The 22,730-nt window shown below is 42.0% G+C and carries 15 protein-coding genes and 1 pseudogene; 14 read left to right on the forward strand and 2 right to left on the reverse strand.

Translation table 11 applies throughout. The features are described 5' to 3' along the window. Nucleotides 1-90: 90 nt before the first annotated feature. The 4 genes from ACTNES_RS00575 to ACTNES_RS00590 all read left to right on the forward strand — a co-directional run bounded on the left by ACTNES_RS00575 (nucleotide 91) and on the right by ACTNES_RS00590 (nucleotide 5,599). On the forward strand, nucleotides 91-1,056 hold the full coding sequence (locus tag ACTNES_RS00575; protein WP_291817420.1) for an Rpn family recombination-promoting nuclease/putative transposase: 966 nt from the start codon (nucleotides 91-93) through the stop codon (nucleotides 1,054-1,056). A gap of 186 nt (nucleotides 1,057-1,242) precedes the next feature. Further along, nucleotides 1,243-2,238 carry an L-glyceraldehyde 3-phosphate reductase gene (mgrA, locus tag ACTNES_RS00580; protein ID WP_173742225.1) on the forward strand — a complete coding sequence of 332 codons (996 nt, stop codon included), beginning with the start codon at nucleotides 1,243-1,245 and terminating at the stop codon, nucleotides 2,236-2,238. Nucleotides 2,239-2,290: 52 nt separating this feature from the next. After that, on the forward strand, nucleotides 2,291-3,202 hold the full coding sequence (locus tag ACTNES_RS00585) for an AraC family transcriptional regulator (RefSeq protein WP_291817416.1): 912 nt from the start codon (nucleotides 2,291-2,293) through the stop codon (nucleotides 3,200-3,202). 174 nt (nucleotides 3,203-3,376) lie between these two features. Next, nucleotides 3,377-5,599, forward strand: a complete 2,223-nt coding sequence (locus tag ACTNES_RS00590) for an alpha-galactosidase (RefSeq protein WP_441038249.1) — start codon at nucleotides 3,377-3,379, stop codon at nucleotides 5,597-5,599. An 83-nt stretch (nucleotides 5,600-5,682) separates the two neighbouring features. Here the strand turns inward: ACTNES_RS00590 and ACTNES_RS00595 are convergent, their stop codons facing one another. After that, a complete protein-coding gene (locus ACTNES_RS00595) occupies nucleotides 5,683-6,588 on the reverse strand; it encodes an AraC family transcriptional regulator (RefSeq protein ID WP_441038250.1) in 906 nt (301 codons plus the stop codon). A 245-nt stretch (nucleotides 6,589-6,833) separates the two neighbouring features. Between ACTNES_RS00595 and ACTNES_RS00600 the strand changes: the two genes are divergently transcribed. The 5 genes from ACTNES_RS00600 (at nucleotide 6,834) to ACTNES_RS00620 (ending at nucleotide 13,301) form a co-directional block, all read left to right on the forward strand. Next, nucleotides 6,834-8,099, forward strand: coding sequence for an ABC transporter substrate-binding protein (locus tag ACTNES_RS00600; RefSeq protein WP_441038251.1), 1,266 nt, complete (start codon nucleotides 6,834-6,836; stop codon nucleotides 8,097-8,099). Between the two features lie 165 nt (nucleotides 8,100-8,264). Then, the gene (locus ACTNES_RS00605; protein WP_227194799.1) at nucleotides 8,265-9,158 is read left to right on the forward strand and encodes a carbohydrate ABC transporter permease; all 894 of its coding nucleotides are present in this window, start codon (nucleotides 8,265-8,267) and stop codon (nucleotides 9,156-9,158) included. A 12-nt stretch (nucleotides 9,159-9,170) separates the two neighbouring features. After that, complete coding sequence (locus ACTNES_RS00610; RefSeq protein ID WP_019162740.1) at nucleotides 9,171-9,995, forward strand: carbohydrate ABC transporter permease; 825 nt, start codon at nucleotides 9,171-9,173, stop codon at nucleotides 9,993-9,995. Between the two features lie 278 nt (nucleotides 9,996-10,273). Then, nucleotides 10,274-10,939 carry a YesL family protein gene (locus ACTNES_RS00615; RefSeq protein ID WP_441038252.1) on the forward strand — a complete coding sequence of 222 codons (666 nt, stop codon included), beginning with the start codon at nucleotides 10,274-10,276 and terminating at the stop codon, nucleotides 10,937-10,939. 160 nt (nucleotides 10,940-11,099) lie between these two features. Next, nucleotides 11,100-13,301 carry an alpha-galactosidase gene (locus ACTNES_RS00620; protein WP_441038253.1) on the forward strand — a complete coding sequence of 734 codons (2,202 nt, stop codon included), beginning with the start codon at nucleotides 11,100-11,102 and terminating at the stop codon, nucleotides 13,299-13,301. Between the two features lie 217 nt (nucleotides 13,302-13,518). Here the strand turns inward: ACTNES_RS00620 and ACTNES_RS00625 are convergent, their stop codons facing one another. Next, nucleotides 13,519-14,136 carry a DUF1836 domain-containing protein gene (locus ACTNES_RS00625; RefSeq protein WP_216460241.1) on the reverse strand — a complete coding sequence of 206 codons (618 nt, stop codon included), beginning with the start codon at nucleotides 14,134-14,136 and terminating at the stop codon, nucleotides 13,519-13,521. Nucleotides 14,137-14,527: 391 nt separating this feature from the next. Here ACTNES_RS00625 and pcrA point away from each other — a divergent pair, with 391 nt between their 5' ends. The 5 genes and pseudogenes from pcrA to ACTNES_RS00650 all read left to right on the forward strand — a co-directional run bounded on the left by pcrA (nucleotide 14,528) and on the right by ACTNES_RS00650 (nucleotide 22,645). Continuing rightward, complete coding sequence (gene pcrA / locus ACTNES_RS00630) at nucleotides 14,528-16,765, forward strand: DNA helicase PcrA (protein ID WP_441038254.1); 2,238 nt, start codon at nucleotides 14,528-14,530, stop codon at nucleotides 16,763-16,765. A gap of 177 nt (nucleotides 16,766-16,942) precedes the next feature. Next, nucleotides 16,943-18,202, forward strand: a complete 1,260-nt coding sequence (codB, locus tag ACTNES_RS00635; protein ID WP_291812131.1) for a cytosine permease — start codon at nucleotides 16,943-16,945, stop codon at nucleotides 18,200-18,202. A gap of 11 nt (nucleotides 18,203-18,213) precedes the next feature. Then, nucleotides 18,214-18,474 (forward strand): annotated as a pseudogene (locus ACTNES_RS00640) (fumarate hydratase C-terminal domain-containing protein); the annotation flags it as partial. A 347-nt stretch (nucleotides 18,475-18,821) separates the two neighbouring features. Further along, entirely contained in the window at nucleotides 18,822-20,285 is a 1,464-nt protein-coding gene (locus ACTNES_RS00645) for an extracellular solute-binding protein (RefSeq protein WP_441038255.1), read from the forward strand. Next, nucleotides 20,282-22,645, forward strand: coding sequence for a sensor domain-containing diguanylate cyclase (locus ACTNES_RS00650; RefSeq protein WP_441038256.1), 2,364 nt, complete (start codon nucleotides 20,282-20,284; stop codon nucleotides 22,643-22,645). The genes ACTNES_RS00645 and ACTNES_RS00650 overlap by 4 nt, the downstream gene beginning before the upstream one ends. Nucleotides 22,646-22,730 lie beyond the last annotated feature (85 nt).

A 22,730-nucleotide genomic window follows, 5' to 3' on the forward strand; every position in this document is an offset into this window, starting at 1 on the left:
CAATGCTTACTATCACAATTAAAAAGCAGGGAGATTTCAGAGAGCAGATTTGCATAGTGATTTCTCCCGGTTCGCAGGAGGAATCATCATATGGGAAAAAAGGATACTCTTACGAAAGATTACATGAAGAATGCACAGGTATTCGCAGATGCATTCAATCATTTGATTTACCAGGGAAAAAAGAAAATAAATCCCGAGATGCTACATACAGTAGATACGACAGCATTATCTGTGCTGTATGGGAAAGATGAAAAAAGAAAGATTCCGTATCCAGTCCAGAAATACAGAGATGAATTAAAACTTCTTCACACAATGGAAGACGGTCAGGCGGTTTATGTTTTGCTGGGAGTGGAGAATCAGTCAGAGGTGCATTATGCAATGCCTGTAAAAGACATGGTATACGATGCACTGGAATATGCTTCACAGATAGATGAGACTGCCAGAAAACATCGAAGAGAAGGCACGAAAGGGACAGTAGGGGAATATCTGTCAGGATTCTATAAAGATGATATATTGATTCCGGTTGTCACATTGGTGATTTATTTTGGTGCTGATGAGTGGGACGGTCCAAGAAGGTTGCATGAGATGTTTGAAGTTACAGATGAGAAGTTATTGTCTATGGTACCGGATTATAAGATTAATCTAATCGTACCAGCAGAGATGAACGATGAAGATTTTGAACATTTTACGACAGATTTAAGAGAAGTTTTATTATTTTTAAAATATTTGAGAGATAAAAAGAAACTTCAGGAGATTATAGAAAATAATCCAGGATTTCATGAGATGGAAACCAAGACAGTGATGATGTTAAAAGAGGTTACAAATGTGAATTTAAATGTGGATGAAAGAAAGGAGAAGCAGAATATGCGAACAGCTATTGATGACATAAGAGAAGAGGCGGAATTGCTGGGGGAGGCAAGAGGAGAAACAAAAGGACAGAAAAGTTTAATTGACAGAGCGTTAAGAAATGGAAAAAGTGAACAGGAAATAGCCGCTTTTTTCAATATGCCGCTAGAAGAGATGCAGAAGCTTCAGGAAGCTAATGAAACAGAGTAAATGTTTAGGATGATGAATTCTCTTGGGAATCAAAGTTTCAATAACTATCCACCGTAATAAAAGAAAATACAAAGAACTTTTATTGAAAATAAATCCTCTGGGATGTATGATTACAGGGAACAGTTATAGTTACTGAGCATGAAATGGACAGTAAATAATGATATCATACATAAGGAGGATTTATTTGTGTATCAGGCAGACGAAAAACGTTATGAAACAATGAAATACCACCGCTGTGGTGCCAGTGGGCTGATGCTGCCGGAGTTATCTCTGGGGTTATGGCATAATTTCGGAGATACCGGTGTTTATGAGAATATGAAACAGATGTGCTTCACAGCATTTGATAATGGAATCACTCATTTTGACCTTGCAAACAACTATGGTCCACAGCCTGGAAGTGCTGAGGAAAATTTTGGAAAAATCCTGAGAGAGGAATTTTCTGCATACAGAGATGAGCTGATCGTCAGCACAAAGGCAGGCTATGATATGTGGCCGGGACCTTACGGAAACTGGGGCAGTCGAAAGTATCTGATCGCCAGTCTTGACCAGAGCCTGAAACGTCTTGGTCTGGATTATGTAGATATCTTCTATCATCACAGAATGGATCCGGAGACTCCTCTGGAGGAGACCATGGAGGCTCTGGCACAGATTGTCAGAAGCGGAAAGGCATTGTATGTTGGAATTTCCAACTATGATGGTGAGACAATGAAACGCGCCGCAGATATTCTGGAGGAACTGCACTGTCCGTTTATCATTAATCAGAATTCGTATAATATTTTTAACAGAACGATTGAGAAAAATGGTCTGAAACAGGCAGCAGCAGAGAGGAGAAAGGGAATTATTTCTTTCAGTCCTCTGGCGCAGGGAATGCTCACAGACCGATACCTGAATGGAATCCCAAAAGACAGCCGTGTCAACACAGACGGACGTTTTCTCCATGCAGACCAGTTCAGTGAGGAACGTCTTAACAGTATCCGCAGCCTGAATGCAATTGCAGCAGAGAGAGGCGAAAGTCTTGCTCAGATGGCACTGAAATGGATTCTCCGCGACGGAATCGTAACCAGCGTTCTCATCGGGGCATCCCGTCCACAGCAGATCCTTGAGAATCTGAAAGTGCTGGACAGTGCATCCTTCAGTGAAGAGGAATTAAAGAAGATAGATGAGTGTTCACTGGCCTTATGATATAGCCGGGAGTTAATGGTTGTTTATAAAACAGGAGAGCAGACTATATATTATGGAAGATTCATATGTCTTACAATTACAGGAACCAAAATTCAGAGAATTTTATCTAAGCTACAGCGGCTACGCACAATGCGGGCCGCTGCATTGCTATGGCCCGGCATCCCGTCCACATTATCTGATCCATTTTGTAGTGAAAGGAAAAGGAATGTATCAGGTGTCCGGACAAAAACATTATCTCACTGCCGGACAGGGGTTTCTGATCGAGCCGGGCACACAGACTTTCTATCAGGCAGATAAAGATGATCCCTGGAGTTATCTTTGGATTGGAGTAGGCGGCACCAATGCAGGAAAATATATTCGGGATATCGGATTAAACAGCGAGCAGTTGATCTTCCGTTCGGAAAGTGGAGAAGAGTTAAAGAAAATTGTGCTGGATATTCTGAAACATACAGAAAGTACCACCTCAAATCTGTATTATCTGCAGGGACGATTATATGATTTCTTTTCAGTTCTTACAAAAGATGTGGTGATTGATACTTATCTGGGTAATTCAAAAGAAAAGAAATATAGAAGCGAAAGCAAGTATGGAGCATATATCAAAGAAGCTATGGCATTTATAAAAAATGAATATGCCTGTGGAATCGGAGTACAGGAACTGGCAGAGCATTTAAATGTTAACCGCAGTTATCTGTACACGATCTTTATGAATGAACTTCATATTTCACCAAAGGACTTTCTGCAGAAATACCGTATTACAAGGGCAAGGGAATTGCTGGCTCTTACGGAATTGTCTGTAGAATCAATTGGAAAATCCTGTGGCTATGGAAATGCAGAACGATTTGCCAGGGCATTCAAACATGAAACAGGACTGACACCAACGCAGTTTCGCAGGCAGGACAGAAGTAAAAACCGCAGAAACCTGGAAGTGTCAGAGGATGGGCTGGAACAGCTGATCAACAGTTAACATTTTAAAGGTTCAGACAAACATAATGCCATAACGCCTCAGAATAACTTTCTCTATAATAATGTATATGATATCAGCACAGCCGCGGAGCAATCCGTGATATCAAGTTAGGGTCAAAAAACCTTTTGCCCCTAACTTCATGTATATTGAATTTATTATAGAAAGGGGACAGTTATGAGTATTATTTTTCATGAAAGTTCAAAGACATTCCATTTATACAACAATGAAATCAGTTATATTATGTGTGTGCTTCCAAATGGACATCTTGGAAATCTCTATTTTGGGAAAAGAATCCATGACAGAGAAGATTTTTCACATCTTCTTGAGATGAAGCAGAGACCAATGACAGCCTGTGTTTATGAGGGAAACCGCAAATTTTCGCTGGAGCATCTGAAACTGGAATATCCGGTGTATGGCAGTTCTGATTACCGTTATCCGGCAGTGGAGATCCTTCAGGAAAACGGAAGCAGGATTTCTGATTTTACTTATGTAAGTTATACAATTGCAGCTGGAAAACCAAAACTTCAGGGACTTCCGGCTACGTATACTGAGAAAGACGAAGAAGCCCAGACCTTATGTGTAAAATTGAAAGATGAAGTAACAGGAATTGTATTGGAATTGCTTTATACTATTTTTACACAGAGGGGAATCATCACCAGAAGTGCCAGATTTACAAACGAGGGTACATCATCAGTACATCTGTTAAATGCAATGAGCCTCAGCCTTGATCTGCCGGACAAGGATTATGTGTGGATGCAGTTTTCAGGTGCATGGTCCAGAGAACGTCATGTGAAAGAACGCAGATTAGAGCAGGGAATCCAGTCTGTGGGAAGCATCAGAGGAAATTCTTCCCATGAACATAATCCCTTTATTGTGCTCCGACGTCCGTCAGCAACAGAAAATGCAGGAGAAGTGATGGGATTCAGTCTGATCTACAGCGGAAATCACAGAATGCAGACAGAAGTGGATACTCATGATACAACCCGCATCACTGTAGGAATCAATCCCCAGAATTTTGACTGGAAGCTGGACTGTGGTGAGAGCTTTCAGACTCCGGAAGCAGTAGTAGTATTTTCTGATAAGGGTCTGAATGGAATGAGCCAGACCTTCCATAAATTATATCAGAAGAGACTGGCAAGAGGTTACTGGAGAGACCGTCCCAGGCCAATCCTTAACAATAACTGGGAAGCTACTTATTTTGATTTTACAGAGGACCGTCTGGTGGAAATTGCTGCAAAGGCAAAGGAATGTGGTGTTGAATTATTTGTGCTGGATGACGGATGGTTCGGTACACGAAGCAACGATTATGCAGGACTTGGTGACTGGGTGGCAAACAGAGAGCGTCTTCCGCAGGGAATCAAGGGAATCGCAGACAGGATTGAAGAGATGGGTATGAAATTTGGTCTGTGGTTTGAGCCGGAGATGGTGAATAAGGATTCCGATCTTTACCGTGCACATCCGGACTGGATCCTGCAGACACCCCAGAGGCATTCCTGTCATGGCAGAAATCAGTATGTGCTGGACTTCTCCAGAAAAGAAGTGGTGGACTGTATTTATGAGATGATGTACAAAATCCTCTCAGAAGCAAAGGTTTCCTACATCAAATGGGATATGAACAGAAGTATTACAGAATGTTATTCGGCTGCACTTCCAGCAGACCGTCAGGGAGAAGTGTTCCACAGATATATTCTCGGAGTTTATGATCTGTATGAGCGGTTAAATACTGCATTTCCGCAGATTCTCTTTGAGTCCTGCGCAAGCGGTGGCGGACGTTTTGATCCGGGAATCCTTTATTATGCACCACAGGGATGGACCAGTGATGATACAGATGCGGCAGAGCGTGTGAAAATCCAGTACGGCACAAGCATGTGTTATCCCGTAAGCTCCATGGGAAGTCATGTTTCTGTAGTACCAAACCATCAGTTAAACCGCAAAACTCCGTTACATACAAGAGCAAATGTAGCTTATTTTGGAACTTTCGGATATGAGCTGGATCTGAATAAACTGTCTGATGAGGAAATCAGAGAAGTAAAACAGCAGATCACTTTTATGAAAGAATACAGAGAACTGATCCAGTTTGGAACTTTTTACAGACTGAAAAGTCCTTTTGAGGGCAATGAAACAGCGTGGATGACAGTCAGTGAGGACAAAAAGACAGCGCTGGTATTCTGGTACAGAGAAAGAAATGTAGTAAACGCAGATTTTACCAGAGTACGGCTTCAGGGACTGGATCCGGATCTTATCTACAGAAATGAGTATAATGGAACAGAAAACTACGGGGATGAGCTGATGAATCTGGGACTGCTCACCACAGACTGTACAGCAGGTGAACCTACAAGTGAAGACGAACCATGCACAGACTATGAGTCCAGAATTTATGTTTTAACTGCAAAATAATAACCGAATCAGGTAAGCTCCTTATGGAGGTTGCGAAAAGCAATAGACAGAAATAAAAAATCAACAAAAAGCAGGCAGAACGATCACACGGGATCGTCTACCTGCTTTTCGCTAAATTTATCCATCATTTCTTTATGAGTCTTATAATTCTTCGGACTCATTCCAAACTTCTTCTTAAAAGCTTTTGAAAAAACAAGCTGGTCTTCATAGCCCACATTATTAGCAATCTCTTTAACAGACAGACTGGTACTGACCAGAAGACTGGCTGCTTTATGCATCTTATAATCAATGAGGAAGGTCTGTGCGGACATTCCAAGCTCTTTCTGAAAGGAACTGTTCAGATAGGCACGGCTGATTCCGATATTATCTGCAATATCAGAAATCCCGATTCCCTTTTGATACATGTCTTTAATATATTCAATGGCAAGCTCTACGTAAACACTGGTGCTGTAGGCATATTTGGCACTTTTTCTGTTCTGTGCAGACTGTTTTTCATGAAAGTCGGCAAGCTCGGCTAACAACAGGATCAGATAAGCCTGGCGCCTTAGATCATTGGCTTTGGAAAGCTGCTTATGATTCAGCATATAATCGATGTGTTTCAGGATTATTTTCTGATCCGGTGCAGGAAGTACTAATTGATTTTTGGAAAATCCACATTCTTTTACCATTGAGTGAGCTCGGATTCCGCGAAAACCAATCCAGGCATAAGACCAGGGATTGGTTTCATCAGCACCGTATGTGACTGGTTCATTTGGATAAATTACAAACATCTGTCCGGGAGTAAGGCTCCAGGTCTGACCTCCGGCAGAATAGAATCCGGTACCGTCCAGCACAAAATGGATGATGAACTCATCTCTTGGCATGGAACAGATATGTCCGGGCGGGCAGTGTTCTTTGCCCGTATGGATCAGACTGATATCAAGGGAGCCTTCTTTCAGGTTTTCAAGACAGCGGAAAGTAGCGCTGTCCGTATATTTTACATTTGGCATTTGCGCAATTCCTTTTTCTATTTTCTTTGACTGCGGGTATTAATTGATATAAAGACATATGGAATGATATCCTGTAAATACGCATAAATTCAAGTCACTGTTGACATTTTACCATAAATTCAGCGATTTTTCCATAACGATTATGACATAAATTTATTTCATTAGTCTATTGAAAAAAAATAGACAAAAACATATAATAAGAATCACAAGGAACACGTCGAAACGACGAATAAAGGAGGATGTATATGAGAAAAAACATGAAAAAACTCACAGTCGCAACAGTGATCGGTGCTATGACAGTTACTGCACTTGCACCAGTAAGCGCACAGGCGAAAGACAAAACTCTGACAGTTGCAATCTGGGATAACGGACAGAAAGCCGGACTTCAGGAAATCATGGATGAGTTTACAAAAGAGACCGGAATCAAAACTGAACTTCAGGTAGTAGAGTGGAGCAGCTACTGGACACTTCTTGAAGCAGGTGCATCAGGCGGAGACATGCCGGACGTATTCTGGATGCATTCCAATGAAGCTGTAAGATATATGTCCAATGATATCTTACTTGATCTGACAGACAAGATTGCAGACAGCGACAAACTGGAAATGGACAAATTCCCGAAAGATATCAAAGAAATGTATCAGTGGGACGGAAAAACATACGCAGTACCGAAGGACATCGATACAATTGCTATGTGGTACAACAAAGATATGTTTGATGAAGCAGGAATCGATTATCCGGACGGAAGCTGGACATGGGATGAATTCTATGACATTGCAGAAAAACTTACAAAAGAAGACGGAAGCCAGTACGGTTTTGCAGCAAACCCGTCTAATGAGCAGGATACATGGATGAATATTGTTTACTCCATGGGTGGAACTATACTGACAGATGACAACAAATCCGGTTTTGATGATCCAAACACTATCAAAGCAATGGAATTCGTTGACAAATGCGTTAAAAATGTAATGCCTCCTGCATCTACAATGTCCGAAACAGGTACAGACGTACTCTTCGGATCTGGCAAGGTAGCTATGATTTCTCAGGGATCCTGGATGGTATCTGCTTTCAAAGACAACGATTACATCAAAGAGCACTGTGATGTGGCAAGACTTCCGAAAGATGCTGAAACAGGAGAGAGCGTATCTCTTTACAATGGTCTTGGATGGGCAGCATCTGCAAACACAGATATGCCGGACGAAGCTTTCCAGCTTATTGAGTGGTTCGGTTCCAAAGATATGCAGAAGAAACAGGCTGACCTTGGTGTAACAATGGCAGCTTACGAAGGAATGTCCGATGGATGGGTTAACAGTGTTGATTGCTTTAACTTACAGCCATACATGGATGCAATGGACAATATCGTATTCAGACCACACACAAATGCAACACTTGCATGGTGGAACCCAATGTGCGAAGAACTGAAGAAACCATGGAATGATGAGGAAAGCATGGATGATGCATGCAAGAATATCGTTACTATTATGAACGATGCCATTGCAGAAGAGTCCTATTAATTAATGTTTAACAAAACCATTTATAAAAAATAAGAAACGGAAAAGCTGCCGCAGAAAAGATTCCGATCATGTGATAACCACAGGAGTCACAAAGGGTATGCTCATATGCGGCAGTTTTCCATTCAAATCAGCAACAAAATTCTATGATAAGAAGGAGTGAGAACCGTGGCAAATCCCAAAAAAGGTACCAGTCAGGCGCGGAATGAATTCATCTGGGGATGGGCGTTCATTCTTCCTACAATGCTTGGTCTGATCATCTTAAATATCTATCCGATTTTTAAGACCATTTATGAGAGCTTTTTCAAGACCGGAGATTTCGGTAAGGGAAATATCTTCATTGGTTTTGATAACTACGTAAAGCTGTTCCACGATGCGGAAGTCTGGCAGGCATTATTAAATACATTTAAATATGCCATTGTGGAAGTTCCGTTTTCTATTGCTATCGCACTTGTACTGGCAGTTTTATTAAACCGTAAAATGAAAGGCCGTGCTGTTTACAGGACTATTTTCTTCCTGCCTATGGTTGCTGCTCCGGCTGCAATCGCCATGGTATGGAGATGGCTGTTCAACTCAGAGTTTGGTCTTCTCAATCACATTTTTCATACAAAGATCAACTGGATTTCTGATCCGAGGATCGCAGTTTATGCGATCGCAGTGATCGGTGTATGGTCTATCATCGGCTACAATATGGTTCTTTTCCTGTCCGGTCTGCAGGAAATCCCAAGAGATTATTATGAAGCAGCAAGCATTGACGGAGCAACTGGTGTGAAACAGTTCTTCCATATTACAATCCCGCTGCTTTCACCGACCATCTTCTTTGTAATGGTTACCCGTGTTATCGGTGCCATGCAGGTATTCGACCTGATCTTCATGGTTATGGACAGAAATAATCCTGCACTTTACAAAACACAGTCACTTGTTTACCTGTTCTACCAGAATTCCTTTGTACAGAATAACAAAGGTTATGGTTCAACAATCGTCGTACTTCTTCTGGTTGTAATTATGATCATGACAGTATTCCAGAACATTGCTCAGAAGAAGTGGGTTCACTATAACTAAGGAGGGATAATTATGGCAGCAAGAGATAAAGCAAACAGAGTTCTGATCCATGTTATCCTGATACTGGTATCTATTACCATGCTGGTTCCTTTCTTATGGATGATCCTGACAGCTTTCAAAACCATGACAGAGGCAACTTCTGTCAACCCGTTCGTAATTCTCCCGTCTACATGGAGATGGGACAGCTTTAAAGAAGTTATTGAAAATATGGATTTCTTACATCTGTATATCAATACATTGCTTCTGATCCTGGGCCGTGTTGTATGCGCGGTTCTGACAGCAACACTGGCAGGCTATGCATTTGGACGTCTGAACTTCAGAGGTAAAAACCTGATGTTCTCTCTGGTACTTTTCCAGATGATGGTTCCTGGACAGATCTTCATTATCCCACAGTACTTAATGGTAAGTAAAATGGGAATGCTCAATACCATTTTTGCCCTGGTATTTCCCGGTATTGTTACTGCATTTGGTACATTTCTCCTCAAACAGGCTTATATGGGACTTCCGAAAGATCTGGAAGAGGCAGCACGTCTTGACGGATGTAACATCGGTCAGACCTTCCTGTTCATCATGGCTCCTCTGACACGTTCTTCCATGGTGGCACTGGGAATCTTCACAGCAGTATTTGCATACAAAGACCTGATGTGGCCTTTGATCTGTAACAAGGATGTAATGCCTCTGTCAGCAGCACTTGCAAAAATGCAGGGACAGTACACCAACAATTATCCGCAGCTGATGGCAGCATCTCTGCTTGCATGTATCCCGATGATCGTACTGTATCTGATCTTCCAGAAGCAGTTCATCGAAGGTATTGCAACATCCGGTGGTAAGCTGTAAATAAGTAAAAAAGTTTTGATAAAACAAAATGGTTCCTGTGGCGGAAATGATTCACATGAACTGTACAGGCAGGCTTTTGTTATAAAAATGGAAAGTGAAACATAACAAAAGCTTGCCTGAAACTGGATAAGGGAAACTTTGCTGCAGACATTACATATTATATGCTGATATTTATAGAATGAAGTTGTAAATGTGAAGGTCAGGATAAAGCTGGAAACAGAAATAAAATTAAGAATAAGATTAATAAGAATAAGATGATAAGGAAGGGGTAACAAAAAATGAAACCAGGAAGTCTTTATGACAGGATATTTGGATTTTTAGGTCAGTTAATTGCATTAAATTTACTATGGATCGTGTGCTCTCTTCCTGTGATTACAGCAGGGGCATCTACCACTGCTTTGTATTATTGTACATTAAAACTCCATAAGGATGGAGATATCCGGGTATTTCATGACTTTTTTAAGAGCTTTAAGCAGAATTTCAAACAGTCAACTATTATCTGGATTCTGATGGCAGCAGTTGCAGTGTTTCTTTATATGGAAAAAGAATCTCTGGTGACTATGCCGGGTTCCATGTCACAGATTTTTAATTATGTGATCCTGGCGGTATGTATTCCGCTGATCGCTGTTGCACTGTATATATTTCCTACAGTAGCGGCATTTGAAAACAAAACAATGACTTTGATCACAAACGCATTTTATTTTGCGGTTAAACATATAGGATATGTAATAGCAGTGGCAGTGATCACGATCCTGCCAATGACTATGACACTTGTAGATGCATATCTTTTTCCGGTCTATTTGCTGATCTGGCTGATGATGGGATTTTCCCTGACTGCCTATGCGGATTCCTGGTTTATGTGGAAGCTGTTCAAACCGTACTTTAAAGAGGACGAAGAGGAACATCATTATGTGGATTCGGAACCGGATCAGTATGCTTTTTGAAAAAACTCTTTTACTTTAACTGCAAATATCACACTGAATAAAAAAGATATGCAGTTATGGAAAAGCAAAGATTTGTAAGAGTTTATCCGACTGATAGTAATGAAAAGATAGATGCAGCATCTATAAAATAGAAAGAACAAAGAAATGAGAGGTACAGAGTATGGAATGGATTAAGTATCATGAGGCAGAGAAAGTATTCGAGCTGAAAACAGAAAACAGCACCTATCAGATGCAGGTAAGAGAGTATGATACTCTGGTTCATCTGTATTATGGAAGCCCGGTAGGAGATTCCCTGATCACAGACAGAATCGTGGGTGTAGACAGAGGGTTCTCCGGAAACCCATATGAAGCAGGAAAAGATAAAACATTTTCCCTGGATACTCTGCCACAGGAATACACAGCATATGGAAATGGCGATTACCGCATCAATGGTCTGGAAACGGAACAGGCAGACGGCAGCGATACTGCAAATCTGAAATTTGAGTCTTATGAAATCCGTAAAGGAAAATACAGTCTGAAGGGTCTTCCTGCAATGTTTGCGAAGGAAGACGAAGCAGAGACATTGGAGATTGTTCTGGCAGACCGCGTAAGCGGACTGAAAGCACATCTTCTTTATGGGGTATTTCCACATCTGGATGTGATCACCAGAGCCGTTCGTCTGGAACAGACAGGTGAAAAGCCTGTTACAGTGAAAAAAGCAATGTCCATGGAAATGGATTTTGAATACAGAGAAATGGACGCAGTTCACTTCTACGGCAGACACAACATGGAACGTCAGATGGAAAGAATTCACCTGAGTCATGGAAACTGGTCAGTGGGAAGCATCCGTGGTGCATCCAGTCACCATCATAATCCATTTGTGATCCTCTGCGACAGAGATACAGAAGAGACACATGGAAGCTGTTATGGTTATGCACTGGCATACAGCGGAAACTTTGCATTTGAGTCAGAGGTAGATCAGGTAGGTCATACCCGTGTAACAATGGGAATTCATCCATATCATTTCTCATGGACTCTGGAAAAGGGAGATACATTTGAGACTCCGGAAGTGATCATGGCATATTCAGAAGAGGGATTTGGAAAACTTTCCAGAATCTATCATGATGCATACAGAAATAACCTGATCCGCAGTAAATACGTAGAACAGCCGAGACCAATTTTGGTAAACAACTGGGAAGCAACCTATTTTGATTTCGATGCAGATAAACTGTACCACATTGCAGAAGAAGCAAAGAATATCGGTCTGGATATGTTTGTTCTGGATGACGGATGGTTTGGCAAGCGAGACAATGACTGGTGTGCACTTGGTGACTGGGAAGTAAATGAAGAGAAGATCAAAGGTGGACTTCCGGCACTGGCAGGGAGAATCCATGGTCTTGGCCTGAAATTCGGTCTGTGGGTAGAACCGGAGATGATTTCAGAGGACAGTGATCTCTACAGAGAACATCCGGACTGGGCTCTGAAGATTCCGGGACGTGCCATGAACAGAAGCAGACATCAGCTGAACCTGGACATTACCAGAAAAGAAGTCCGTGACCATATCATGAATCAGATTTTCAAAGTTCTGGATGCATGCAAGGCTGATTATGTGAAATGGGATATGAACCGTAGTGTAGATAACGTATTCTCTGCGGCACTGCCGAAAGAACGTCAGGGAGAGGTTTATCACAGATATGTACTTGCAGTTTATGAAATGATGGAAAGCCTTGTACAGAGATATCCAGATCTCCTGTTTGAATCCTGTTCAGGCGGCGGCGGAAGGTTTGATGCGGGAATGCTTTATTACTCTCCACAGATCTGGTGCAGTGATAACACAGATGCCATTGACAGACTGAAGATTCAGTACGGTACTTCTTTTGGATATCCGGTAAGCGCAATGGGCGCCCATGTCAGTGTATGCCCGAATCACCAGTCCGGCAGAATTACACCATTTGAGACAAGAGGAACGGTTGCATCTGCCGGTACATTCGGCTACGAACTGGATCTGATGAAGATGTCCGAAGAAGATAAAAAGACAGCCAGAGAACAGATCCTGAAATACAAAGAGATTGAACATCTGGTACAGTCAGGAGATTACTATCGTCTGGTAAATCTATTCGAAAACAACAATCATGTACTCTGGCAGTTTGTATCTAAGGATAAGAAAGAGACTGTTGTATGCGGAGTAAGACTCCACAGTGAAGCAAATCCATATATTTACCTTTTCCGTCCACAGGGACTGGATGCAGATCTCCACTATGAAGACACTGCAACCGGAAAAGTATACACAGGCGCAGCACTGATGAAAGCAGGCCTGCCATTACCACTGACAACAGGCGATTACCAGCCAATCAGATTTACATTTAAGGCAGTGGAGAAATAATTTAACCAAATCAAGTAAGTTCCCTGCTTCAATTGCGAATATCCGCTTGACCTATAGCAATCCTCTTAAATGCATTATTTTAGAGGATCGCTATAAATCAGGTAGCTCGTTGCTTTTATTGCGAATAACAGATTGAATTTTATAAAGAGATGAAAAAGGAGACTGCAGAAAAATATGTAGTCTCCTTTTAGTAATTCAGTATCTGTCTGTTTGATTACTATTTTTTCTTTTTAGAATCATGCTCCGTTGATGGATGCATCCCGTCGATCAGGTGCTCGATCATCATCTTCTTCACATAAACATCAAAACTCAGCAGACAGATAAAGGAAAATCTCTTCAGATTCTCCTGATCTTCATCATCTGCATCTCCGAAAGTATCCTGCGCTGTTTTGTATTTGCGGAGCAGGTCTTTCTTGAGAGATTCGATCTGTTCTTTCTCCATGCTGAAAACTTCATTATAAATATAAGTCATATCTTTCTCAGTCATGGACTTGAAATATTTCTGCGCGATCGGCGTGAGCAGAGTCTGAATATCATTGATGGAAAGAATATTCTTGAAATAATAAATAAAGATCAGCATCAGGATATGCTCACGGGAATAACGCTTCTTCTCCGGCGGAGGGAGAAGTTTATTCTTGGCATAATTATTGATCATGGTCTTAGTGAGGATCTTGTCCTCATCATAACGTTTGGTAGATGCGAGCTGCTCTTCCATAAATGTAGTCACCTGATCCATGTATAATTCAATATTTGGAATATCTTCCGGTTTAATATAATCAATTCTGGACACACTTTCCAGAATACTGTTTATCATATCTTTTTCATCGATTGTCATCTTTAATCACCTCTGTCCCCTATTATATAGTTTTAAATACTACTTGTAAATGTTTTTTTACTGAATTGTCGAGGAAATTGCCGGTTACTGTTTGTATGCTTTTATTCTGCGGGGGGATGCATATGTAAAAATAAATTTCTAAAAGTAACCTGTTGTAGGGGAACAGGTTTTTGTGTATAATTGTGAAGATATGGGTCTGTCAGGTGGAAAATATTTGTTTCAGGTTATGACGGATCGATATGTAATGTAAGAATACTTCTACATTTACTATGAAAAAACTCAAACACACAGAGGTATGTTTTGAACCATGTGATTGTGACAATTTCATAGAATGTAAATATGTTATTTTGCGGAATTGCCAACAGTAACTCGACAAGAGATAGGAGAGAAAATGAACGACATTTACAGTACATTAAATCCCCCACAGCAGGAAGCTGTCTACCACACAGACGGCCCATTGCTGATCCTGGCGGGAGCGGGTTCGGGAAAGACGCGAGTGCTGACCCACCGTATTGCTTACCTGATAGATGAAAAGGGTGTAAATCCCTGGAATATCCTGGCTATCACTTTCACAAACAAAGCAGCCAGTGAGATGAGAGAACGAGTAGATAAGATCGTAGGCTTCGGCTCAGAGAGTATCTGGGTGTCCACCTTCCATTCCACCTGCGTGCGAATCCTGCGCAGACACATTGACCGTCTGGGATTCGACACCAGATTTGCCATCTACGATACAGAAGATCAGAAAACTCTGATGAAAGAAATCTGCAGAAAGCTGAACATTGATACTAAGATCTACAAGGAACGTTCCCTTCTTGCGCAGATTTCTCATGCAAAAGACGAACTGATCACACCGGATGAAATGGAACTGAATGCAGGCGGTGACTTTAATAAGAAGAAAGTCGCGGCAGTATACCGTGAATACCAGGCATCCCTGCGTAAAAACAATGCGCTGGACTTCGATGATCTGATCGTAAAGACAGTGGAACTTTTCCAGAACTGCGGAGATGTTCTTGAGAACTATCAGGAACGCTTCAAATATATTATGGTAGATGAGTATCAGGACACCAACACTGCACAATTCAAGTTTGTAAGTCTGCTGGCTTCCAAAGATGAGAATCTCTGCGTTGTCGGTGATGATGACCAGTCTATCTACAAGTTCCGTGGTGCAAATATCGGAAACATTCTCGGATTTGAGCACGTGTTCCCGGATGCAAAAGTAATCCGTCTGGAACAGAATTACCGTTCCACCAAGAACATCCTGAGTGCAGCCAACGAAGTGATCGTAAACAATGCATCCCGTAAATCTAAGACACTCTGGACAGAGAACCCGGAAGGCGACCTGATCCATTTCCGTCAGTTTATGAATGGATACGAAGAAGCAGAATATGTAGTAGGTGAGATTTCCAGAGCACACAGAGAGAACGGCGCGAAGTACAAAGACTGTGCAGTCCTGTACAGAACCAATGCTCAGTCCCGACTCTTTGAAGAGAAGTGCCTGCTTGCGAACATTCCTTACAAGATTGTAGGGGGCGTAAACTTCTATGCACGTAAAGAAATCAAAGACCTGTTATGTTATCTGAAAACTATCGACAATTCCAGAGATGACCTTGCAGTCCGCAGGATTATTAATGTGCCGAAGCGAGGAATCGGAGCTACAACCCTTGGCAGAATTCAAGATTATGCAGATAAGATGAGCGTCAGTTTCTATGATGCTCTGCGTGTGGCAGAAGAGGTTCCATCTATTGGAAGAAGCCTTTCCAAGATTGATGGATTTGTGACCTTTATTCAGAGTTTAAAGAGTAAAGCGGAATCCTACACAGTCCGTGAACTTCTGGAAGAAGTAATCGAACTTACAGGATATGTGGCAGAACTGAAAGCGGAAGATACCGAAGAATCACAGGCAAGGATCGAGAATATCGATGAACTTATTTCCAAGGCAGAATCTTATCAGGAAGCCATGGAAGAACAGGGACAGCCGGCTACACTTTCAGGATTTCTGGAAGAGATTGCGCTGATCGCAGACATTGACAGTGTTGACCCGGATCAGGATTATGTGCTTCTTATGACTTTACATAGTGCCAAAGGTCTGGAGTTCCCGAGAGTTTTTCTGGTTGGAATGGAAGACGGAATTTTCCCGTCTTATATGTCCATTGTATCAGACGACAGATCCGATCTGGAAGAAGAAAGACGCCTTTGTTATGTAGGAATCACAAGAGCCATGGAGGATCTGACTCTGACAAGCGCCAGACAGCGAATGATCCGGGGGGATGTGCAGTACAACAAAGTTTCCAGATTTGTCCGCGAAATCCCGCGTGAACTTGTAGATATGGGACAGACAGCAACACCGGAAAAGAAGAAACAGATCGCAGATATGATCCAGGCAGACAGCAGCCTTGCCAAGATGAAAATGGCACTGGCAGCGAAGCCATTCAAGCCAAGGGAATTCAAAGTCACCAAGGCAGCGTCCTTAGACTATGAAGTGGGAGATACGGTACGTCACATTAAATTTGGCGTGGGAATCGTCAAAGACATTGTAGACGGCGGAAGAGATTACGAAGTCACGGTTGATTTTGATAAAGTGGGAGTCAAAAAGATGTTTGCAGGTTTTGCGAAATTGAAGAAACTGTGATAATGAAATCAGGTAGTTTGGACCTGAACATTGTATAAAACAGGATTTGGGCATTCTATATTCAGTGATATGTCCGGGAACGTCTGACGGTCCGGCAGGATATAAGACCAGCAGGGTTTTGAGAAAGCGGACAATCTGAAACACAGGTTGTAACAGATCCGGGAGAGGAAAAAAATTATGAGTAAAAACACAAAAGACGCAGTAGAAGATAAGGATTATTCCCTTGAGCGTGTACCAGCCACAGCAAGAAAAGGTTTCTGGCCGATGTTCTTTATTATGCTTGGGTTCACATTCTTTTCAGCCAGCATGAGTGTCGGTGCAAAGCTGGGAATCGGACTGAACCTGCAGGGATTTATCTGGGCAGTACTGATCGGAAGTATTGTGCTGGGTGCCTATACGGGGGTACTTGGCTACATCGGAAGTCACACCGGTATGTCACTGGATCTGCTTGCACAGCATTCTTTCGGTAAAAAAGGTTCTTACCTGCCATCCGCACTGATCAGTTTCACACAGATCGGATGGTTCGGTGTAGGTGCAGCCATGTTTGCCATTCCGGCAGCAGAAGTGCTCCATGTATCACCGGTAGTCCTGGTAGTGATCGCGGGTGTGTGCATGACACTTTCTGCATACCGCGGAATTGAAGGACTGGAAATCGTAAGTTATATTTCCGTACCGTTAATTGCAGTCCTTGGTATTTATTCCATGAGCCTTGCAATTGGACAGGGCGGCGGTCTGGAAGCAGTATTTGCCAAGAGTCAGGGAACACTGACCATTGCAGGCGGAGCTGGTCTGGTTATCGGTTCCTTTGTCAGCGGCGGAACAGCAACACCAAACTTCACCCGTTATGCAAAGACAAACAAGATTGCCATTATTACAACTGTGATCGCATTCTTTGTAGGAAACTCCCTGATGTTTGCATTTGGTGCTACAGGCGGTGCTTTTACAGGAAAAGACGATATTTTCTACGTTATGATCGCACAGGGGCTGACAGTTCCGGCACTGATCGCACTGGGAGCAAACATCTGGACCACCAATGACAATGCACTTTACACATCCGGACTTGGGCTTTCCAACATCACAAAAATCCGCAAGAAACCAATGGTGGTGATCGCTGGCGTGATCGGAACCGTGCTTTCTATCTGGCTTTACAACAATTTTGTAGGATGGCTCAACTTCCTGAATGCAGCTCTCCCGCCGGTAGGTGCACTGATCTCTCTGGATTTCTTTTTACACAAATCCGACTATGAGTCAGGCGCAGAAGCAAAGAAAGAAGTGAAATGGGGCTCCGTTATTGGTGTAATCTGCGGTGCACTTGCAGGAAACCTGATCCCTGGAGGAATCGCTTCTATCAATGCCATGGTTGTATCAGTCATCTGTTATTTTGTGATCGGAGCGATTGCAAAAGACGGAGAAGTAAGTGATAAAGTTTTTTCGTAAGATAAATCTTGTACAAAGCGATCCATTGTGTATTCCCTGCAGGAAACGCAGTAGTAGCAGCTACAGAAGTAGAAGAGATCGTAGATGCTCAGTGGAGAGATCTGGGAATGCCTGAAACATTATGGCACTGTCGCGTAAAAGAATTCGGACCTCTGATCGTATCCATCGATACAGAAGGACGTAACCTTTTCGAAGAAAACAAAGTGATCTTCAATGAAAGAAAAGAAAAAGCCATTGAAGAGATCTGTAAACACGTAAGCTTCATTAAATAAGTAACTCCAGTTCCTTTTAGAAATGCCGGAACTTCCGGCAGATGAGACGGATATTGCTCGTCTGTTTCATACTATACAAAAGAAAAGTATAACCTCAAAAATATACTGCCATCTGAAGAGCCATGCAAAGAAGTAATGATAACTTCCGGCATGGCTCTTCTTTTGTAGATTTGTTTTGAATATAAAACAATTTTGGACGTTTATGTTTAGATTTCAGGTAGAATATTTTTTATAATTGTAGTAAAGTAGGAATCAGGTGGATATTGTTGTTGTATAGTTGAGGGAATATAGATGATTTTGGATGTCTGACAGAGCAATATCAGCACAATGGAGAAAGTATAAGAAATATGAAGAACTATCGAAAGAAATTATTATGTGCAGGTTTGAGCGCAGTTTTGCTGTTAAGCGGATGCGGCATGAGTAGTGAACTGGCATCTGTTTCAGATTCCAGTCATGATGAACCAACTCTTGTAACCGTATGGAATTATTACAATGGCCAGCAGCTCAAAGCTTTTGACAAGCTGGTCAGTGAATTTAATGATACAGTAGGAAACGAAAAAGGAATCCTGGTAGAGAGCCACAGTCTCGGAACAGTCTATGATCTGGAGCAGAGTGTACTCGATACCGTAAATCATAAAGTCGGAGCAAATGAGTTTCCAAACATTTTCGCCGCTTATGTAGACACTGTCTATGCAGTAGATAAGCTGGGTTATGTTGCAGATCTGAAGCCATACCTGTCTCAGGAAGAAATTGATAAATTTGTAAACAGCTACATAGAAGAGGGTGAACTTTCCGGCGATGGAAGCATCAAGATCTTCCCGGTGGCAAAATCTACAGAGATTTTCATGCTGAACAAGACCGACTGGGATAAATTTGCAGAAGCAACAGGTGCAGACATCAATGATCTGAAAACAATTGAGGGCCTGACAAAAACTGCTCAGGATTACTATGAATGGACAGACAGTCAGACGCCCGAAGCCAACGACGGAAAAGCATTTTTCGGCAGAGACGCCATGGCAAATTATTTCCTCATAGGCGCCCGACAGCTTGGTACAGAGATTTTTTCTGTAGAAGATGGAAAAGCAAAGCTGAATTTTGACAAAGATGTGATCCGAAAGATCTGGGATAACTATTATGTTCCATTTGTAAAGGGCTATTTCGCAGCATCGGGTAAATTCCGAAGTGACGATATCAAGACTGGCAATATCATTGCATTTACAGGAGCATCCTCAGGAGCTACATTCCTGCCGGATCAGGTAACTGTCGATGACACGGAGCGTTATCCGATCGAGATGGAAGCAATGGAATGCCCGGAATTTGAAGGCGGTGAGCACTATGCCGTGCAGCAGGGTGCAGGAATGGTGGTCACGAAGACAGAAGATGAGCCGGAAGAACAGATAGAAGCATCCGTAGAATTCCTCAAATGGTTTACTCAGGATGAACGAAACATTCAGTTTTCCCTGGATTCCGGATATATGCCTGTTACAAAAGAAGCCAATAATCTGGAAACAATTGAAAAGGACACATCACTGAATGAAACAGACCGTACTTTTTCCATTGTGAAAGCTGCGATCGATACAGTGAATCATAACACTTTATATACAACGAAAGCCTTTGAAAATGGTAAAAATGCAAGAAGTATTCTGGAATATTCCATGTCTGATAAAGCTGCAGAAGACAGAAAAACTGTTGTAGAGAATTTGCAGAAAGGACAGACATTGGAACAGGCATCCGCAGAATTTACAGGTGATGAATACTTTGAGAAATGGTACCAGGAGACAAAAGAAGCCTTGGAGAAGCTAATTAAATGAAAACAAAAAACAGACCTTTATATCTGAAATTGTTAGTTCCTATGCTGGTGCTGATCTTAGTGGAAATTTCACTGCTGGCAGGTTCTGTTTTCGGCGGCGGCCTGATCCGGTACATGGAAAACAATGAGATAGAAGTTCTTCATGAGAGAGTTTTAAACAGACAGAGATACCTGCAGAATGAAATGCTTACCAGATGGTCAAAAGTAGACAGCACGGTCATCAAGATCAATCAGATCACAGAAGATCTGCTGCAGTCCGGACGGATCTCCATAGATACTCTGGATGACAGCTCAAAGGATTGCTTTGCGCTTCTGGATGTTGTTTCAGATCCTCTGCTGAATATGCTGCGAAGCAATAAGGTCACCGGTGCATTTATTGCCGTCAATACAGACAATCTGGAGGAACTTTCAGAAAAAGGAATATACAAAAACAAGCCCGGAATCTATGTCCGGGATTATGACCCGAAATCCAGTTATTCGGACAGGAATACGGACCTCCTGCTGGAATATGCACCAACAGAAATCGTCAAGAACATGAATGTCAGTCTGGACAGTGGATGGAAACCGCAGTTCGCATTTGAGGATATGCAGCAGTACGGAGCATACCTGTATGAGCCGTATCAGGCAGCGCTTGGCATGGACGAGAGAACAGAACTGGAAGCTTCTGACATGGGATACTGGAGCGAACCTTATCAGCTTTTTGCCAATGATCAGGAAGTGATTTCCTATTCTGTACCGCTGATACTGGAAGATGGAACTGTTTATGGTGTACTTGGAGTTGAACTGTCACTGAGTTATCTGGAAGATATGCTTCCGTCAGAAGAACTGAAAGACAAAGACGCAGGTTCTTATCTTCTTGGAATTGAGAAGGACAGCGATACAGAGATTACAAATGTTCTGATCAGCGGAGCTGATTACAGCATGGTCAATGGAGATAAGAAAGTTACAGAAATTTATACAGAGAAGAACAGACAGCTCATACAGAATGATATGGATGAAGATATCTATTGCGATGTAGAATATCTGACTTTATACAATACCAATACACCGTTCGAGCAGCAACGCTGGGTATTAACAGGAATCGTAAGGGGAAAGAATCTCTTCCGTTTCTCCAGTACAGTAGAGAAAACACTGATTCGTGGAACTCTTGCAACACTGATCGCAGGTATTGTGGGCGGTATTCTGATCAGTCTGTATATTTCCAGACCAGTAACTGCACTGACAAAGAGTGTGCGAAAGATGAAGCCGTTCAGCAGGATAGAATTCTCCAGGACAGGAATCCGCGAAATTGACCTGATGGCATCGGAGCTGGAACACCTCAACAGAGAAACGTTGTATGCGGCAGAGAGATTTTCGTATATTGTGAATGCGGCGAATCTGCATCTGGCAGTTTTTGAGATAAACAGTGAAGAAGACAGTGTGTTTATTACAGGCAGTTTCTTTGATATGCTGGGACTTGAACAACAGAGTGTGACTTCCCTGACGGAAAAAGAATTCAGGGATATCCTGGATTCACTGGATAAATATAAGCAGCATTCGGCAGGCAGAGAGGATGAGATACTGTATAAAATTCCAGTCAAAAATACAACCGTGGAAGTTTCGAAAGCAGATACTGAGTCTGGAGAACAGGATACAAATACATATATTAAGGTTGATGATTTCAGTAAAACTGGCAGTGATATCAGTCAGGAAAGTCTGAAAGTTACAGAAGATGACAACACAGAAACATGGAAATATATCAGGATAACTCTGAAATATAATGATGTAAGGTGTATTGGAATGGTAGAGGATATTACTGATACGGCCATTGAGAAAGAAAACATTGAATATGAGCGGGATCACGATTTGCTGACAGGGCTTCTCAATCGCAGGGCATTCAACCGGATCATGACAGAAATGTTTGATCATGAAAAGACAGTGTTAAAGACAGCTGCATTGGTCATGATCGACCTGGATGAACTGAAGCATGTAAACGATACATATGGTCATGATTATGGAGACAAATACATCAGGACTGCTGCAGAATGTTTCGGGAAATATACTCCGGAATCTACGATGATCTGCAGACGTTCCGGTGATGAATTCAACATCTTCTTTTATGGATATCAGAACAAAGACGAGATCAGGGAATGCATCCGAAATTTGAAGGAGGGAATCAGAAAGGTTTCTATTCACCTCCCGGATCATACAGAACTTCCGATCCGAATGTCTGCCGGAATTGCCTGGTATCCGGATGACAGCAGAATTTATCAGGAACTTAAGACATATTCTGATTTTGCAATGTATCAGATCAAACATACAAGCAAGAACCAGTTCGGGGAATTTGATAAGGATGCTTACCTGAAAGATAAGTATAAATAAAAATGATAACAAAACAGAAAACGGAATAAAGTAAAAAATGCTTCAGATGGAAGGAAAATTCTATCTGGAGCATTTTTTATGTCAC

It is taken from the genome of Blautia sp. HCP3S3_D9, from assembly GCF_052063845.1.
Classification (GTDB): Bacteria; Bacillota; Clostridia; order Lachnospirales; family Lachnospiraceae; genus Blautia_A.

Bases quoted from the DNA above. Each gene is read 5' to 3' on its own strand.
- ACTNES_RS00575 (WP_291817420.1), top strand. From the start codon at position 91: ATGGGAAAAAAGGATACTCTTACGAAAGATTACATGAAGAATGCACAG.
- ACTNES_RS00585 (WP_291817416.1), top strand. From the start codon at position 2,291: ATGGAAGATTCATATGTCTTACAATTACAGGAACCAAAATTCAGAGAA.
- ACTNES_RS00590 (WP_441038249.1), top strand. From the start codon at position 3,377: ATGAGTATTATTTTTCATGAAAGTTCAAAGACATTCCATTTATACAAC.
- ACTNES_RS00595 (WP_441038250.1), bottom strand. From the start codon at position 6,588: ATGCCAAATGTAAAATATACGGACAGCGCTACTTTCCGCTGTCTTGAA.
- ACTNES_RS00600 (WP_441038251.1), top strand. From the start codon at position 6,834: ATGAGAAAAAACATGAAAAAACTCACAGTCGCAACAGTGATCGGTGCT.
- ACTNES_RS00610 (WP_019162740.1), top strand. From the start codon at position 9,171: ATGGCAGCAAGAGATAAAGCAAACAGAGTTCTGATCCATGTTATCCTG.
- ACTNES_RS00615 (WP_441038252.1), top strand. From the start codon at position 10,274: ATGAAACCAGGAAGTCTTTATGACAGGATATTTGGATTTTTAGGTCAG.
- ACTNES_RS00620 (WP_441038253.1), top strand. From the start codon at position 11,100: ATGGAATGGATTAAGTATCATGAGGCAGAGAAAGTATTCGAGCTGAAA.
- ACTNES_RS00625 (WP_216460241.1), bottom strand. From the start codon at position 14,136: ATGACAATCGATGAAAAAGATATGATAAACAGTATTCTGGAAAGTGTG.
- pcrA (WP_441038254.1), top strand. From the start codon at position 14,528: ATGAACGACATTTACAGTACATTAAATCCCCCACAGCAGGAAGCTGTC.
- codB (WP_291812131.1), top strand. From the start codon at position 16,943: ATGAGTAAAAACACAAAAGACGCAGTAGAAGATAAGGATTATTCCCTT.
- ACTNES_RS00645 (WP_441038255.1), top strand. From the start codon at position 18,822: ATGAAGAACTATCGAAAGAAATTATTATGTGCAGGTTTGAGCGCAGTT.
- ACTNES_RS00650 (WP_441038256.1), top strand. From the start codon at position 20,282: ATGAAAACAAAAAACAGACCTTTATATCTGAAATTGTTAGTTCCTATG.